Source organism: Streptomyces sp. NPDC005262 (genome assembly GCF_042872425.1).
Classification (GTDB): domain Bacteria; phylum Actinomycetota; class Actinomycetes; order Streptomycetales; family Streptomycetaceae; genus Streptomyces.
The window spans coordinates 149587-164585 of the sequence record NZ_JBIAKK010000011.1; the positions used below are offsets into that span (position 1 = coordinate 149587).

Annotated in this window: 14 protein-coding genes; 5 read left to right on the forward strand and 9 right to left on the reverse strand. The window is 71.4% G+C overall.

Annotated features, from left to right (window positions below; translation table 11 throughout):
• Positions 1–108: 108 nt before the first annotated feature.
• Together ACFYP5_RS25570 and ACFYP5_RS25575 are read left to right on the forward strand one after the other, a co-directional pair.
• Positions 109–1356, forward strand: coding sequence for an MFS transporter (locus ACFYP5_RS25570; protein ID WP_389040201.1), 1248 nt, complete (start codon positions 109–111; stop codon positions 1354–1356).
• A complete protein-coding gene (locus tag ACFYP5_RS25575) occupies positions 1313–2635 on the forward strand; it encodes a D-arabinono-1,4-lactone oxidase (RefSeq protein ID WP_389040204.1) in 1323 nt (440 codons plus the stop codon). The genes ACFYP5_RS25570 and ACFYP5_RS25575 overlap by 44 nt, the downstream gene beginning before the upstream one ends.
• A gap of 17 nt (positions 2636–2652) precedes the next feature.
• On the opposite strand, the gene ACFYP5_RS25580 is transcribed toward ACFYP5_RS25575, so the two are convergent.
• The gene (locus ACFYP5_RS25580) at positions 2653–3606 is read right to left on the reverse strand and encodes a hypothetical protein (protein ID WP_389040206.1); all 954 of its coding nucleotides are present in this window, start codon (positions 3604–3606) and stop codon (positions 2653–2655) included.
• Positions 3607–4102: 496 nt separating this feature from the next.
• Between ACFYP5_RS25580 and sepH the strand changes: the two genes are divergently transcribed.
• A complete protein-coding gene (sepH, locus tag ACFYP5_RS25585) occupies positions 4103–5167 on the forward strand; it encodes a septation protein SepH (protein WP_389040208.1) in 1065 nt (354 codons plus the stop codon).
• Between the two features lie 118 nt (positions 5168–5285).
• Here sepH and ACFYP5_RS25590 read toward each other — a convergent pair whose 3' ends face one another.
• The gene (locus ACFYP5_RS25590; protein ID WP_389040211.1) at positions 5286–6113 is read right to left on the reverse strand and encodes a sulfurtransferase; all 828 of its coding nucleotides are present in this window, start codon (positions 6111–6113) and stop codon (positions 5286–5288) included.
• A gap of 233 nt (positions 6114–6346) precedes the next feature.
• Here ACFYP5_RS25590 and ACFYP5_RS25595 point away from each other — a divergent pair, with 233 nt between their 5' ends.
• Entirely contained in the window at positions 6347–7123 is a 777-nt protein-coding gene (locus tag ACFYP5_RS25595) for a VOC family protein (RefSeq protein ID WP_389040213.1), read from the forward strand.
• A 54-nt stretch (positions 7124–7177) separates the two neighbouring features.
• On the opposite strand, the gene ACFYP5_RS25600 is transcribed toward ACFYP5_RS25595, so the two are convergent.
• The 6 genes from ACFYP5_RS25600 to ACFYP5_RS25625 all read right to left on the reverse strand — a co-directional run bounded on the left by ACFYP5_RS25600 (position 7178) and on the right by ACFYP5_RS25625 (position 13528).
• A complete protein-coding gene (locus ACFYP5_RS25600; protein ID WP_389040215.1) occupies positions 7178–7591 on the reverse strand; it encodes an SRPBCC domain-containing protein in 414 nt (137 codons plus the stop codon).
• The gene (locus ACFYP5_RS25605) at positions 7588–7911 is read right to left on the reverse strand and encodes an ArsR/SmtB family transcription factor (RefSeq protein ID WP_389040218.1); all 324 of its coding nucleotides are present in this window, start codon (positions 7909–7911) and stop codon (positions 7588–7590) included. The genes ACFYP5_RS25600 and ACFYP5_RS25605 overlap by 4 nt, the downstream gene beginning before the upstream one ends.
• An 84-nt stretch (positions 7912–7995) precedes the next feature.
• Entirely contained in the window at positions 7996–8646 is a 651-nt protein-coding gene (locus tag ACFYP5_RS25610) for a thymidine kinase (protein ID WP_267000932.1), read from the reverse strand.
• Positions 8647–8701: 55 nt separating this feature from the next.
• Positions 8702–9889, reverse strand: a complete 1188-nt coding sequence (locus ACFYP5_RS25615) for an alkaline phosphatase family protein (protein ID WP_389040221.1) — start codon at positions 9887–9889, stop codon at positions 8702–8704.
• Entirely contained in the window at positions 9889–10491 is a 603-nt protein-coding gene (locus ACFYP5_RS25620) for a DUF5998 family protein (protein WP_356499131.1), read from the reverse strand. Before ACFYP5_RS25620 ends, ACFYP5_RS25615 begins: the two co-directional genes overlap by 1 nt.
• Positions 10492–10567: 76 nt before the next feature.
• Complete coding sequence (locus ACFYP5_RS25625; protein WP_389040224.1) at positions 10568–13528, reverse strand: GNAT family N-acetyltransferase; 2961 nt, start codon at positions 13526–13528, stop codon at positions 10568–10570.
• Between the two features lie 174 nt (positions 13529–13702).
• On the opposite strand from ACFYP5_RS25625, the gene ACFYP5_RS25630 reads away from it, so the two are divergent.
• Positions 13703–13984, forward strand: coding sequence for an HPr family phosphocarrier protein (locus ACFYP5_RS25630; protein ID WP_030927219.1), 282 nt, complete (start codon positions 13703–13705; stop codon positions 13982–13984).
• A gap of 213 nt (positions 13985–14197) precedes the next feature.
• On the opposite strand, the gene ACFYP5_RS25635 is transcribed toward ACFYP5_RS25630, so the two are convergent.
• A complete protein-coding gene (locus ACFYP5_RS25635; protein ID WP_389040226.1) occupies positions 14198–14914 on the reverse strand; it encodes a GntR family transcriptional regulator in 717 nt (238 codons plus the stop codon).
• Between the last annotated feature and the right edge of the window lie 85 nt (positions 14915–14999).

A 14999-nucleotide genomic window follows, 5' to 3' on the forward strand; every position in this document is an offset into this window, starting at 1 on the left:
CCTGTCGGGCACCTGCCGCGGTGTCCTGCGCAGTTGGCCGCCCGTAAGCTGTAGCAGCCACCTTCACGCATTACACCCGTGCATGACCTCGCTGTACCGGAGCCTCGCTTGCCCAGTCCCTACCGTGCGATATTCGCCGCCCCCGGCACCAAGGGGTTCTCGGCGGCCGGCTTCTTCGGCCGGATGCCGCTGTCCATGATGGGCATCGGCGTGGTGACCATGGTGTCCCAGATCACCGGCCGGTACGGGCTCGCGGGCGCGCTCTCCGCGACGCTGGCCATGTCGGCCGCGGTGCTCGGCCCGCAGGTGTCCCGGCTCGTCGACCGGCACGGGCAGCGGCGCGTCCTGCGTCCGGTCACCCTGGTCGCGATAGCCGCGGTGGCCGGTCTTCTGATCTGCGCACAGCAGCGGCTGCCGGACTGGACGCTCTTCGTCTTCGCGGCGGGCGCCGGCTGCGTCCCCAGCGTGGGTGCGATGACCCGGGCCCGCTGGGCGGAGATCTACCACGGTTCGCCGCAGCAGCTGCACACCGCGTACTCGTGGGAGTCGATCGTCGACGAGGTGTGCTTCATCTTCGGGCCGATCGTCTCGATCGGCCTGTCCACCGCCTGGTTCCCCGAGGCGGGTCCGCTGCTGGCCGCCGGTTTCCTGCTCGTCGGCGTCTTCTGGCTGACCGCCCAGCGCGCCACGGAGCCGGTGCCGCACCCCCGCGAGCAGCACAGCAGCGGCTCGGCGCTGCGCTCCTCCGGTCTTCAGGTGCTCGTGGCCACCTTCGTGGCGACCGGTGCGATCTTCGGGGCGGTCGATGTGGTGACGGTGGCCTTCGCCGAGGAGCACGGTCACAAGGCCGCGGCGAGCCTGGTGCTGGCCGTGTACGCGCTGGGGTCGTGCCTGGCCGGAGCCGTTTTCGGGCTGCTGAGCCTCAAGGGGAAGCCGGCCACCAGGTGGCTGGTGGGGGTGTGCGCGATGGCCGTGAGTATGATCCCCCTCCAACTGGCCGGGAACCTGCCGTTCCTGGCCGTGGCGCTCTTTGTCGCGGGCCTCGCCATCGCACCGACGATGGTGACCACCATGGCCCTCGTCGAGCAGCACGTACCACGCGCCAAGCTGACCGAGGGCATGACCTGGACCGGTACCGGGCTCGCTGTCGGTGTGGCGCTCGGCTCCTCGGCCGCAGGCTGGGTGGTCGACGCGTCCGGGGCCGCGGCGGGGTACGTGGTGCCCGTCGTGGCGGGAGCGCTCGCGGCCGCGGTGGCGTTCCTGGGGTATCGCCGGCTGGCCGAGCCGGTTCCTACGGGGAGGCGCGGGGAAGATGACCGACACCTACGCACGGACGACGACGAGCGCGTGGCGTAACTGGGCGGGCAATGTCACCGCCCGTCCGGCACGGACCGCCTCCCCCGCGTCCGTCGACGAGCTGGTGCAGGCCCTGCGAACGGCCTCCGAGGACGGTCTGAAGGTGAAGCCGGTCGGCACCGGCCACTCGTTCACCGCGACCGCGGCCACCGACGGCCTCCTGATCCGCCCCGATCTGCTCACCGGCATCCGGGAGATCGACCGCAAGGCTATGACGGTGACCGTCGAGGCCGGCACCCCGCTGAAGCGGCTGAACACCGCGCTCGCCCGGGAGGGCCTGTCGCTCACCAACATGGGCGACATCATGGAGCAGACGGTCGCCGGGGCCACCTCGACCGGCACCCATGGCACCGGCCGCGACTCGGCGTCCATATCGGCCCAGATCCGCGCCCTGGAACTGGTCACGGCGGACGGCACGGTACTGACCTGCTCCGAGAAGGAGAACGCCGACGTCTTCGCGGTCGCCCGGATCGGGCTCGGCGCGCTGGGTGTCATCACGGCGATCACATTCGCCGTGGAACCGGTCTTCCTGCTGACGGCCCGTGAGGAGCCGATGACCTTCGACCAGGTCACGACCGACTTCGATCAGCTGGTCGCCGAGAACGAACACTTCGAGTTCTACTGGTTCCCGCACACCGGCAATTGCAACACCAAGCGCAACAACCGCAGCGCGGGTCCCGCCGCTCCGCCCGGCAAGTTCAGCGGCTGGATCGACGACGAGCTCCTCTCCAACGGGATCTTCCAGATGGCCTGTTCGCTCGGCCGGGCGGTCCCCGCAGCCATCCCGTCGATCGCCAGGCTCTCCAGCCGCGCCCTGTCGGCCCGTACGTACACCGACATCCCGTACAAGGTCTTCACCAGCCCGCGCCGGGTCCGCTTCGTGGAGATGGAGTACGCCCTTCCGCGCGAGGCCGCCGTCGACGCGCTCCGCGAGCTCAAGGCGATGGTCGACCGTTCACCGCTGCGGATCAGCTTCCCGGTGGAGGTCCGCACGGCACCCGCGGACGACATCGCGCTCTCCACGGCTTCGGGCCGGGAGAGCGCCTACATCGCCGTCCATCTCTACAAGGGCACGCCCTACCAGGCGTACTTCACCGCGGTCGAGCGGATCATGACCGCCCATGGCGGCCGCCCGCACTGGGGGAAGGTCAACACCCGCGATGCCGAGTACCTGGCCGGGGTGTATCCGCGGTTCGGTGAGTTCACCGCCGTACGCGACCGGCTCGACCCGGGCCGGCTGTTCGGCAACGACTACCTGCGCCGGATCCTGGGCGACTGACCACGCCGGCAGCCGCGTCAGCGACCACCGGCGTCCGTGCCGGTCGTGGCGGGGCCCTCCTGCCCCGGGGCGATGCCCGCGCCGGTGGAGTCCGGGGCGACGCTGCTGCCGTCGCCGCTCGGCGTCGGGGTGGGCGTGGGGGCCGGAGCCGTCTCGTCGTCACCCGGGCTCGACGGTGTGGGAGTGGGCGCCGGTTCGGTCGTGGGACGGTCCCCCTCTCCCGCGTCCGGGCTCCGGCTCTGCCCGTCCTGCGAGTCCGTGCCCGGCGTCCCGCCGCTCTCCTGACCCGGCGTCCGCCCCTGCCCCGGGTCGCCGCTGACCGAAGGCGCCGGGTCGTCGTGCCGCGGGCCTTCGGCCCCACCACGCACGACGGAGCCGACGGTCGTTCCCTGACCACCACTCAGATCGTTGCCCGAGATCAGCTCGTACGAGGTGATGCCGGCCATCGACACGGCGAAGACCGCCACCGCGCCGAGCACAGGCCGCTTCCAGCCGCGGATCCGGGTGCCGTGGGTGGTGGACGCGGTGAACTCCTCGCCCGTGCCTGCCGGATACGACGCGAGCAACCGGGTCCCGTTGCCGGTGAGCGGCTCCAGCAGTTGCGTACGGTTCGGATCGGCCGTCACCGTACGCAGCACCGTTGTGGCGTCCACGGATGCGTCCGGCATCCGTCGCCCGCTTCCCTGTCCATACGCCTCGCGCACCCCACGGGTGTCCCGCGTCTCCCGCGTATATACCGTGACTTCACGGATCTGCTCACCCGTACGGCGGAAGAAGTGCTGGAAGACGGAACCGCCGCAGGTAGCGACGACGCTCATCACTCCGGCTCCGAGAATCGTTCCGTACACGCCCAGTTGCGAGGCCGCCACGGCTGCCGCGACCGCTGCCACGGCGCTCCCCGCCACCTGCGGCACGTTCAGATCTATACGCCTTTCCTTGGGTTCTATGTCAGTTTCCGGCTTCTGCACCATTCCCAGCCCTTGATTGACATCTCTCCCACCATGCAACAGGAAGGGACAATTGGGCGAAGTAAATGGTTCCACTTCAGGCGATTCTGTGAAGCAGGACACGCATCATGGGCATATCGCGGCCAAGTGGGTAGCTGAACTCCCGTGCCTGACGAGAACTTCGGCGGCGCGCCGGTCCACCCACATGGCCCGAATGGAGTACTGTGGCGAGCCCTGGGGCCGGACTCCCGCGTGGCGTCCGGGATCTTCGGGAGGGGGCCGAAGGAGGCACTCGATCCGGCGGCGCCACGGCATCGCACGGAGGCCAGCTACGCAGGGTGACAAGTCGTCACTCAGCGTCGCACATCAGGTCACCGTGTCATACCGGCGATCAAGGGCTCACGCCCGACACGCCGGGCAACACGGCAATGTTGTGGCAGGCTGCACCCGGGCAGGCCACACTCGACTAGCGGAAGCAGCGACGCACGTGACGTCGGCAGGCACCACCCGGGAGGTCCCCATGCCCGAACTGCGTGTCGTGGCCGTCTCCAACGACGGCACACGACTGGTGCTCAAGGCTGCGGACAGCACGGAGTACACGCTTCCGATCGACGAACGGCTGCGCGCCGCCGTGCGCAACGACCGCGCGCGGCTCGGCCAGATCGAGATCGAGGTGGAGAGCCACCTCCGCCCCCGCGACATCCAGGCCCGGATACGAGCCGGTGCCTCCGCCGAGGAGGTCGCTCAGCTCGCCGGAATTCCGGTCGACCGTGTCCGCCGCTTCGAGGGCCCCGTGCTCGCCGAGCGTGCCTTCATGGCCGAGCGGGCCCGGAAGACTCCCGTGCGCCGTCCCGGCGAGAACACCGGCCCCCAGCTCGGCGAGGCGGTGCAGGAACGACTCCTGCTGCGCGGCGCCGACAAGGAAACCGTCCAGTGGGACTCGTGGCGCCGTGACGACGGGACCTGGGAAGTCCTGCTCGTGTACCGGGTCGCGAGCGAGCCGCATTCGGCGAGCTGGACGTACGACCCGCCGCGCCGGCTGGTGCAGGCCGTGGACGACGAGGCGCGTTCACTGATCGGCGAGACGGACGATGTCGCCGCGCCGGAGCCGAGCTTCCCGTTCGTGCCGCGGATCGCGCGGCTGCCGCGCGACCGGCCGCTGGACCGTGCCCTCGACCGCCAGATGGAACGGCCCGCTCCGCCACCCCCGCCCGAGCCGGACGAGCACGTCGTCAGCGCCTCGGCCAGTGAGCGCGACTCGCTGACCAGCCTGCTGGAGGCAGTGCCGAGCTTCCGTGGCGACATGGTGGTGCCGGAGCGGCCCGCGCCGCCCGAGCCACCGACGGCCACTCCTGCCGCACAGGAGCCGGAGGCCGACGAGCCTCCGGCTGCGGCGGCTTCCGCAGGCGCCGGTTCGGCCTACGCGGATGTGCTGATGCCGCGAGCGGTGGCCGGCCACCGCGACCGGCTGACCGGCACGACGGACCGCCAGGCCGAGGCGGACGGCGTCCGTCCGGGCCGCCGGGCCGCGGTGCCGAGCTGGGACGAGATCGTCTTCGGTACCCGCCGCAAGAAGCAGGACTGACGAGGGTGACCGTGGCATGACGAGGGCCCGTACGCCGCTGCGTACGGGCCCTCGCGCTCTCTGTCCATCCGACCGGAACCAATTACCGCAGTTCCGGTTACGGGCGGAACCGACGCCACTACTGCGGATCGGGGCCCTTGGCGACCGGCCGGGACTCGTCGGCGGACCACTCGGACCAGGAGCCCGCGTACAGTGCGGCGGGAATCCCGGCGACGGCCAGGGCCAGCACCTCGTGCGCGCCGGAGACGCCGGAGCCGCAATAGACACCGACCTCCGGCGCGCCGTCCGTGCCGAGCCCCTTGAATCGGGCCGCCAGCACCTCTGCGGGCAGGAACCGCCCGTCGACACCGGCGTTCTCGGCGGTCGGGGCCGACACCGCGCCCGGGATATGACCACCGACCCGGTCGATCGGCTCCACATCGCCTCGGTAGCGCTCCGCGGCCCGGGCGTCGAGCAGCAGGCCGGAGCGGGCGGTTGCCGCGGCGCCGTCGGCGTCCAGCAGGGGCAGTGCCCCCGGCACCGGCCTGAAGTCGCCCTCGGCAGGGGTGGGCGTCTCGGTGGAGAGCTCGCCCTGCCACGCGGCGAGACCGCCGTCCAGCACGCGGACATCACGGTGTCCCGTCCAGCGCAGCAGCCACCAGGCGCGCGCGGCGGCCCAGCCCTGACCGCCGTCGTAGACCACCACGGGAGTGTCCCGGCTGACGCCCGCGCGGCGCATCGCCGCACCGAATTCCTCCGGGTCCGGCAGCGGATGACGGCCGCCGCTGCCTGCGGGTCCGGCAAGTTCCGCGTCCAGATCGACGAAGACCGCGCCCGGGATGTGCCCGGCCTCGTAGTCGGGGAGGCCGTGCGGACCGCCGAGTTGCCAACGTACGTCCAGGAGCACCGGCGGACGTGGCCCCGCCGATTCGCTCATGCATTCGGATGCGGAGATGATGGGCTTCATGGGTGCCATCCTCGCGCAGGAGGCGTCCCACCCGTAACAGCGGTGAAGCGGACACATCGCAATAAACCGGGTTTCCTCTCTCGACATACCGGAAAATGCGGCGCGGCCGGGACGCATCGCGCGCCGGGTGGTGCAAGCATCTGCACGGGGCGCACACCTCTCGCACCGCCGGTCGGCGCGTCGGCCCCGTTCCCCCCGTACGGCCACCACGATGGTCCGAGAAGAGAGTGACGATGACCGAGGCTGCCGCCCGGCGCACACCCGGAACACCTTGCTGGGTGAGCTTGATCGTGCACGGTCTGTGTACGACGCAGGAGTTCTACGCCGACCTGTTCGGCTGGGAGTTCGTGCCCGGCCCGGACCAGCTGGGCCCCTACGTCCGCGCGTTGATCGACGGGAAAGAGGTCGCGGGCATCGGACAGCTGCCGCCCGACCGGCACCTGCCGGTCGCCTGGACGACATACCTGGCCACCGACGACGCCGACGTGACGGCGGAGACGATCCGCTCCTGCGGCGGGACGGTCGGCGTCGGGCCGCTCGACGCGGCCGAAGCGGGCCGGATGGCCATCGTCTCCGACCCGAGCGGGGCCGTTTTCGGGATCTGGCAGGCCGCGGCGCACATCGGTACGGCGCTCGCGGGCGCTCCCGGAACCCCGGTCTGGAACGAGCTGGTGACCAGCGAGACCTCGACGGTCGCCAAGTTCTACCAGGCGGTCTTCGGATTCGAGCCGGAAGCGGTCGTCTCGGCCGACTTCGACTACCAGACGCTGCATCTGGACGGCCGCCCGGTGGCCTCGCTGCACGGCGTCGGCCGCGCGCTGCCGCGCGACCGGGGTCCGCACTGGATGACGTACTTCGAGGTCACCGACACCGACGAAGCCGCCGCGCAGGTGGTGGACCTCGGCGGGCATGTGCTGCAGCCGCCGCGGGAGGGATCGAGCGGCCGAGTGGCGACGGTCGCGGACCCGGAGGGCGCGGTCTTCACGATCGTACGGTCGGCGGACAGCTGATCCCGCACCGCCGATCACCGCACCGTCCGGGCCTCTTCCGTTCGTGCGGACCCCTTACCGGTCCCCGAGCGCCGGTTCGATGCCCCGCAGGACGCCCGGCCACCCCTCGCCCATGCCGTCGAACGCCGCTTTACCCAGAGGCGAGTCGAGGTCGAACCCCGCGTGTTCCAGGAACAGCCGGGTGCCTGTCCCCTCGGCATCAAGCCGCCAGGTGATCGTGGTGTCCAGCGAATCGGGGGCGAAGCTGTAGCGCAGGAGGCGCTCGGGCTCGACGGCGAGCACCTCGCAGGCCTGCTGCCCCCAGGGGCCCATGTCCAGGGTGAAGCGGTGCCCCACCACCGGCCGCACATCACCGGCGGCCCACCACCGCGCGTGCAGTTCGGGGTCGGTCAGTGCCCGCCAGACCGCCGCCGGCGGATGGGCGATGAACTGGTCGCAATGAATGACGGACGGCTCTGCTCCGGTCATCGGTTCTCCTCGTCGATCAGGTCGCTCAGCGCGCCCATCCGGGCCCGCCAGTAACGTTCGAAGGGATGCAGCCACTCGACCGCTTCGGCCAGGGGGGCTGCTTCCAGGTGGTAGTAGCGGTACCGCCCCCGCGGTTCCTCACGCACCAGCCCCGCACCTCTGAGCACCGCCAGATGCTCGGAGACCGCGGGCCTGCTCAGCTCGAACGCGCCGGCGAGATCTCCCGCCGCGCGTGGGCCGTCGCGGAGAGCCTCCAGGAGCGTGCGCCGCACCGGGTTGGCCAGAGCACTGAACACATCTGCTACCGCCATGCCCACCATGATGCGTCGGAAAACTCCGACACGTCAAGCGGACCGCGACGGGGCAGGCAACGGGTGGCGTCCCTGCGGCCCGCAGGCGGCGGCTCAGCCCGGCGTGACCGGCAGGACATCCGGCGACAGTGCGCCCGCGCGGGCCGTCGCGCTGGTCATCCTGCGCTGGTGGTGGCGCCTGCACAGCACCTCGTAACCCACCTCGCCCGCCAGCTGGTTGACATCCCCCACCACGACCTGGGCGCCTTCGACGACCATCTCGCCGCCCACGGTGCGGGCGTTGTGCGTGGCCCGTGCACCGCACCAGCAGAGCGCTTCGACCTGAAGGGTCTCGACCCGGTCGGCCAGCTCGATGAGGCGCTGTGACCCGGGGAACAACTTGGTCCGGAAGTCGGTGGTGATCCCGAACGCGAAAACGTCCAGACCGAGGTCGTCGACGACCCGCGCGAGCTGGTCGATCTGTACGGGGGCGAGGAACTGGGCCTCGTCCACGATCACGTAGTCCGCCCTGCCGCCGCGGGTGACGTGGTCGACGAGGTGTGCGTACACATCCATGTCCTCATCGGCCTCGACGGCCTCCGTGACCAGCCCCAGCCGCGACGAGAGCTTGCCCTCCCCCGCCCGGTCGTCACGGGTGAAGATCACACCTTGCAGACCGCGGGCCGACCGGTTGTGGCCGATCTGCAGCGCCAGCGTGCTCTTTCCGCAGTCCATCGTTCCGGAGAAGAACACAAGCTCGGGCATGAGGGGTTGAGCACCTTTCGATTCGAATGGGAGTGGGGCGAGCAGGAGGAGCGGGTCAGGAACGCACTTCGAGGAGCGGGACGAGCTGTTCGACGGGGGTCATCGAGCCGTGCATGCCGACCATCGCGGACTCGTGCGGCTCCTTGACGGAGGCGGTGACCACGACGTCGTCGTGGGCGGCCGCGACCACATCGCCGATCCGGCCGTACACCCGCTCGTCGACCTGCGGGCCGAACCAGCCGGCCGCGATCGCCTCGTCCCGGCTCGCCACCCAGAACTGTTCACCGAGCACTTCCTGCCAGACGGTCAGCACATCGGCCTCGGCGCCCGGGACGGCGTACACATGACGGGCCCGGCCCTCGCCACCGAGCAGGGCGACGCCCGCGCGCAGCTCCCAGTCCTCGTCGAAGTCGATCCGGGACTGCTCGTCGAACGGAATGTCGATCATGCCGTGGTCCGCGGTGATGTACAGGGCGGAACGCGGCGGCAGCTGTTCGGCGAGGCGCTGCACGAGACCGTCCACATACATCAGCTGGCCGCGCCAGGCGTCGGAGTCGACGCCGAAGCGGTGCCCCTTGCCGTCGATCTCGCTGTAGTACGTGTAGACGAGCGACCGGTCACCGGCGGCGAGCCGGTCCGCGGCCAGGTCCATTCGCTCCTCGCCGGTGAGCCTGCCGTGGAACGTGCCACCGCTGAGCGCGATCTTGGTGAGCGGAGTGTGCTGGAAGGTCGGCGCGGAGACCTGCGTGGTCTGCACGCCTGCCTCGTCCGCGAGCCGGAAGACGGTGGGGTACGGCTGCCAGACCTCCGGCGGGGTCCAGGGCTTCCAGCGGAGCTGGTTCATCAGCTCGCCGGTCTCCGGATTGCGGGCGGTGTAGCCGGGAAGACCGTGTGCGCCGGGCGGCAGCCCCGTACCGACCGAGGCGAGCGAGGTCGCCGTGGTGGCCGGGAAGCCTGCCGTGATCGGACGGCCGGTGCCCCCGCGCGAGGTGGCGAGCAGCGAGTGCAGATACGGGGCCTCGTCCGGGTGGGACTTGATCTGCTCCCAGCCGAGACCGTCTATCAGGAAGACGCAGTTCCGGTCGGCGGGGGTGAGCTCGGGGATCGCCGCCGTGAAACCGGGCACCCCCTGTCCGGCGACGAGCGTCGGCAGCAGATCGGCGAGCGAGCCACTGCCGTACTCCGGGACGGGCGCCGTGTCGAGGGGGAGCAGGACGGGGTCCTGCCAGGCCGGATGGGCCATCAGCGGCCGGTCGCCGCGGTCGCAGCCGCGGCCGTCGCCTCGGAGAGCGACTGGGCGAAGGCAAGGGTCTGGCGCACCGTGTCGGGGCCGTCGCCGGCCTCACTGACACGCAGGCTCAGGTCGTCGGCGGTGGAGCTGCCGGTGTAGCCGTGGTCCGCCTCGCAGTTGGGGTCGCCGCAGGCGGCGGGCTCCAGGTCGATCCGGGAGACCGCACCCCAGCCGATGGTGAGGACGACCTCGCGGGGCAGTGTCCCCGGCACGTACTTCTCGGGGTTGGCCACCACACGGCTGACCACGACCGACGAGATCCGGTCGAGCTTGACCGACTCGGTGGAAGTGGTGGCGTACGGCGACGGGGAGCTGGTGTCGGCGTTCTGCTCGTCGGTGTGGCTGACGATGAAACGGTTGTCGGTCAGAACCAGCACCGTGACATGCCTGCGCACCTCGTTGGAGTCGAAGGTGGTCTCCTGGTGCACCAGGTACGACGCGACCGGCTCGCCGCCGACGGCGGCCTCCACCGCCTCGGCCACAAGGGCCGGGTAGTAGCCGCTGCGCTCGATCGCCGCGCGCAGCCCCTGGGTCGTCGTACCGGTCTTCGCCATACGCACCATCCTACGGGGGGTGGATGGCTGCCGGGGACGCTGCGCGAAAGGGCCAGGGGCGGGCCGGCCAGTGGCTTCAGTAGTTGGGGAGGCGACGAGGGCCCAGGTCGGTGCGGGCGGGGGGCGGCGCCAGCCGGACGCTGGCACCGAGCACGGTCAGGCCCTGGGTGGCGACCACGACCGGTTCCAGTGCGACGGAGACCACCTCGGGGTGGTCGTCGACGAGCCGGGAGACCCGCAGCAGCAGCTCTTCGAGCGCCGCGGAGTCGACCGGCGCCGAGCCGCGCCAGCCGAAGAGGACCGGGGCCGCCCGAATGGACCGGATCAGCTCGGCGGCGTCGCGGTCGGTGGCCGGCACGAGGCGGTGGGCGATGTCGCCGAGAAGTTCGGAGGGCGCGCCGGCCAGCCCGAAGGAGAGGACGGCACCCGCGCCCGGGTCGATCGTGGCCCGAACGACGGTGTCCACCCCGCGCGGTGCCATGGACTGGACGACGGGCTGGAGCTCGGTGGGCTTGCCGAGCAGGTCGGTCAGCTCGCCGTAGGCCCGGCGCAGCGCGGTCTCGTTGGCAAGGTCCAGCCGGACGCCGCCGAGGTCGGCGCGGTGCCGCAGGTGGGGTGCGGTGGTCTTGAGCGCGACCGGGTAGCCGAGCCGGGCCGCCGCGGCGACGGCGGCGTCCGGGTCCGGGGCCGGGAGCGTCGGTCGTACGGTGATGCCGTAGCGGCCCAGGAACTCGCATGCCTCGTCGTGACCGAGCGAGCGGCCGCGCGGGTCGGGGTCGGGCCCGAGGAGCGCGTCGATACGCGCGGCGGCGCCGGCCTCGTCGATGGTGTCGTCGAGGAACTCGGGCACCTTCCCGGGAACGGCGGCCTGCCGCCGCCACTGGGCGTACTTCACGGCCTCGGCCAGAGCCCGCACGGCACGCTCGGCCGCCGGGTAGGCGGGGATGCGGCCGAGGACGGGGGCGGGCTCCGCGGGGGTGTGGCCCGGGCCCGTGGCGGACCGCTGCTGCGCGAGGTGGTCGCGGGGGGCGGTCGGCGTGGCCGGCCCGGTCGGGGCGGACGGCGGCGCGGCCTGGGCGATGGGCGGGACGGCCCGGTCGGCCGGCGCAGCCGAAGCGTCCGGGGCGTCCGGCGCGGACGGACGGGCCGCCGGTGTCACCGCGGCCGTGCTCGTGGCGGCGGCGAGTGCCTCGGCCAGGCCGCCGATCTCCACATGGACCACGGCCACCGGCTTGGCCGGGCCGGTGGCCGCGGCGGTGCGCAGGGCGGCCGCCAGGACCTCACCGTCACCCGATTCCGCTTCACCGTTCTCCCCCACCCAGGGGATCGCCGTCACGACCACCGCGTCGCAGTTGCTGTCGGTGAGGGCCTCGGCCAGCGCGTCCCGGAAGTCCTGCGGGGTGGCCGCGGTGGTGAGGTCGCGGGGCGGGCGCGGGCGCAGCCCCTCGGCGAGGCAGGCGTCGTACGTGAGGAGACCGAGGGACTCGGAGTTGCCGAGAATGGCGATCCTCGGGCCCGCCGGGAGGGGCTGGTCGGCGAGGAGCAGGCCCGCGTCGACCATCTCCGTCACCGTGTCGACCCGGATCACACCCGCCTGCCGCATGAGCGCGGAGACCGTCGCGTCCGGGATCCGGCTGACCGGTACCGCATGGCCCGGTGGGGTGCTGCCGCTGTGCCGGGCCCCCTTAACCACGACCACGGGCTTCACCGCCGCGGTGCGTCGGGCGAGGCGGGTGAACTTGCGTGGGTTGCCGAGCGATTCGAGGTACAGCAGGGCGACGTCGGTGTCCGGGTCCTCGTACCAGTACTGCAGGAAGTCGTTGCCCGAGATGTCGGCGCGGTTGCCCGCGGAGATGAACGTCGACAGGCCCGCGCCGCGCCGGTAGAGCCCGGAGAGCAGCGCGATGCCGATGGCGCCGGACTGCGTGAACAGGCCGATGCGTCCGGGCGCGGGCGATTCGGGGGCGAGTGAGGCGTTCAGCCGTACGGCGTCGGAGTTGTTGATGACGCCGAAGGCGTTCGGACCGATGATGCGCATGCCGTACGAGCGGGCCTGGCGGACCAGCTCGCGCTGCCGTTCCCTGCCTTCGGCCCCCCACTCGGCGTATCCGGCGGAGAGGACGACCAGGCCCTGGACGCCGTGCTCGCCGCAGTCTGTGACGGCCTCCGGGACCCGGTCGGCGGGCACGGCGACGACCGCGAGGTCGACCGGTTCGCTGATCTCGCCGAGGGAGCGGTGGGCGGGAACACCGTCGATCGTGGCCTGGTCCGCGGCGAACGCGCTGTTCACCGCGTACGTACGGCCGGTGAATCCGGCAGCGAGGAGGTTGCGCAGAACCGTGCGGCCCACCCCACCGGGGTTGCGGCCGGTGCCGATGACGGCGACCGAACCCGGCGCGATCAGCCGCTGTACCGACCGCGCCTCCGCCCGCTGCTCACGGGCGCGCTGGACGGCGAGGGACTCGGCAGTCGGTTCGAGGTCCAGGGTGAGGTGGACGGCGCCGTCCTCGAAGCTGCGCTGCTGGGTGTAGCCCGCGTCCCGGAACACCTTGATCATCTTGTTGTTGGCGGGCAGTACCTCGGCGGCGAAGCGCCGGATGCCGCGCTCGCGGGCCACCGCGGCAATGTGTTCCAGCAGCGTCGACGCCACGCCGCGGCCCTGGTGGGCGTCCTGGACGAGGAAGGCGACCTCGGCCTCGTCGGCGGGGGCGGAGGCGGGCCGGCCGGTGGCGTCGATCCGGTCGTAGCGGACGGTGGCGATGAACTCGCCGCCGACCGTGACGGCGAGACCCACCCGGTCGACGTAGTCGTGATGGGTGAAGCGGTGCACGTCCTTGGCGGAGAGCCGTGGATAAGGGGCGAAGAACCGGTAGTACTTCGACTCGTCAGAAACCTGCTCGTAGAAGCTGACCAGTCGCTCGGCGTCGTCCGTGGTGATGGGCCTGATCCGGGCCGTGCCACCGTCGCGGAGCACGACATCCGCTTCCCAGTGGTCGGGGTACGCGTGATGCGGACTCTGCTCCGGCGTGGGCTGCATGGGCAAAGCCTACGGCTCGGTCAGCGGTCGCGTACGGCTCGGGGCCGGGGCAGTCTGAGAGGGCCGATCGGCCTTGCGGCACGGGCTGCGGCACCGGGTCGCGGGTCGGGCGGAACACCGCGCACCACATGAGAGACTGGTCTAGACAACCATTGATTCGTGAAGGGCAGAACCATGGCTGAGCGCCGCGTCAATGTCGGTTGGACCGAGGGCCTGCACGCCCGCCCCGCTTCCATCTTCGTCCGTGCCGCCACGGCGTCGGGCGTCCCCGTGACGGTCTCCAAGGCCGACGGCAGCCCGGTGAACGCCGCTTCCATGCTCGCGGTGCTCGGCCTCGGCGCGCAGGGCGGCGAGGAGATCGTGCTCTCGTCCGAGGCGGACGACTCCGAGGCCGCGCTCGACCGGCTCGCGCGGCTGGTCGCGGAGGGGCTCGACGAGCTCCCGGAGACCGTCTGATTCCAGACCTCCCGACCCGTCCCAGCCGGACGTATTTCTGCGGCAGAGCCGCGGCACCTTTGACCGGGGCCGCGGCTCTTTCGTTTTCGCGAGCCGCGAGCCGCGCCGATCACCGAGCCCACTCCCAAGTCGGTTCCCGAGGTTTCCGGAGTGAATTCGGGCAGCCGAAACAAAGCCCCACCGAATTACATCTCTTTGTATACGGCGCATGTGTTAATGCCGGCCGCTCGCGGTGTTTACGGCATGTTGCGAAGTTCTCACCCGGCCGGGCCGCGGCGGGGCGGGCGCACGGCCCGGGACGCGGTCCGCGCGCCGCAGCCGGTGCACGGCGGTGGCGCGCTCGGCGTGCTGCGCGGCCAGCGCCCTGGCCCGTTCCGCGTCACCGCGCGCGACCGCGTCCACGATGGCCCCGTGCTCGGCCCAGGAATCGGTGGGGCGGGCCGGCTGCTCGACCGCGTACATCCAGGCGATCTTGTGCCGCAGCTGGGTGAGCAGTGCGATGAGCCCTGGGCTGCCGGAGGCCTGGGCGAGCGTCTCGTGGAACCAGCCCCCCAGTGAGCGCAGATCCTCGCCCTCGCCCCGCCTGGCCCGCTCCTGACCGAGCCTGACCAGGCCGCGGAGGACTTTGAGGTGTGCCTCGGTGCGACGCTGCGCGGCGCGCGCCGCACCCAGTGGCTCCAGCAGCATCCGGACCTCCAGCAGGTCGGCGGCCTCCTGCTCGGTGGGCTCGGCGACACAGGCGCCGGCGTGCCGACGGGTGACCACGAAACCCTCGGACTCCAGGGTGCGCAGCGCTTCCCGTACCGGGACGCGGGACACCCCGTAACGGCGTGCGAGCAGTTCCTCGGTGAGTCTGCTGCCACGTTCGAAGACACCGGAGACGATGTCGTCACGGATTGCCGTGCATACCGAATGCGCCGGAATGCGCATGTCCGAACCTCCGCCTTAATCCCCGCGGAACGCGGCCGATCGACGCCTGTTCCGTGACTCTATTGCAATGCGGCTGCATTTCCGA

Bases quoted from the DNA above. Each gene is read 5' to 3' on its own strand.
- sepH (WP_389040208.1), top strand. From the start codon at position 4,103: ATGCCCGAACTGCGTGTCGTGGCCGTCTCCAACGACGGCACACGACTG.
- ACFYP5_RS25635 (WP_389040226.1), bottom strand. From the start codon at position 14,914: ATGCGCATTCCGGCGCATTCGGTATGCACGGCAATCCGTGACGACATC.
- ACFYP5_RS25590 (WP_389040211.1), bottom strand. From the start codon at position 6,113: ATGAAGCCCATCATCTCCGCATCCGAATGCATGAGCGAATCGGCGGGG.
- ACFYP5_RS25575 (WP_389040204.1), top strand. From the start codon at position 1,313: ATGACCGACACCTACGCACGGACGACGACGAGCGCGTGGCGTAACTGG.
- ACFYP5_RS25630 (WP_030927219.1), top strand. From the start codon at position 13,703: ATGGCTGAGCGCCGCGTCAATGTCGGTTGGACCGAGGGCCTGCACGCC.
- ACFYP5_RS25600 (WP_389040215.1), bottom strand. From the start codon at position 7,591: ATGACCGGAGCAGAGCCGTCCGTCATTCATTGCGACCAGTTCATCGCC.
- ACFYP5_RS25580 (WP_389040206.1), bottom strand. From the start codon at position 3,606: ATGGTGCAGAAGCCGGAAACTGACATAGAACCCAAGGAAAGGCGTATA.
- ACFYP5_RS25625 (WP_389040224.1), bottom strand. From the start codon at position 13,528: ATGCAGCCCACGCCGGAGCAGAGTCCGCATCACGCGTACCCCGACCAC.
- ACFYP5_RS25620 (WP_356499131.1), bottom strand. From the start codon at position 10,491: ATGGCGAAGACCGGTACGACGACCCAGGGGCTGCGCGCGGCGATCGAG.
- ACFYP5_RS25610 (WP_267000932.1), bottom strand. From the start codon at position 8,646: ATGCCCGAGCTTGTGTTCTTCTCCGGAACGATGGACTGCGGAAAGAGC.
- ACFYP5_RS25595 (WP_389040213.1), top strand. From the start codon at position 6,347: ATGACCGAGGCTGCCGCCCGGCGCACACCCGGAACACCTTGCTGGGTG.
- ACFYP5_RS25605 (WP_389040218.1), bottom strand. From the start codon at position 7,911: ATGGTGGGCATGGCGGTAGCAGATGTGTTCAGTGCTCTGGCCAACCCG.
- ACFYP5_RS25615 (WP_389040221.1), bottom strand. From the start codon at position 9,889: ATGGCCCATCCGGCCTGGCAGGACCCCGTCCTGCTCCCCCTCGACACG.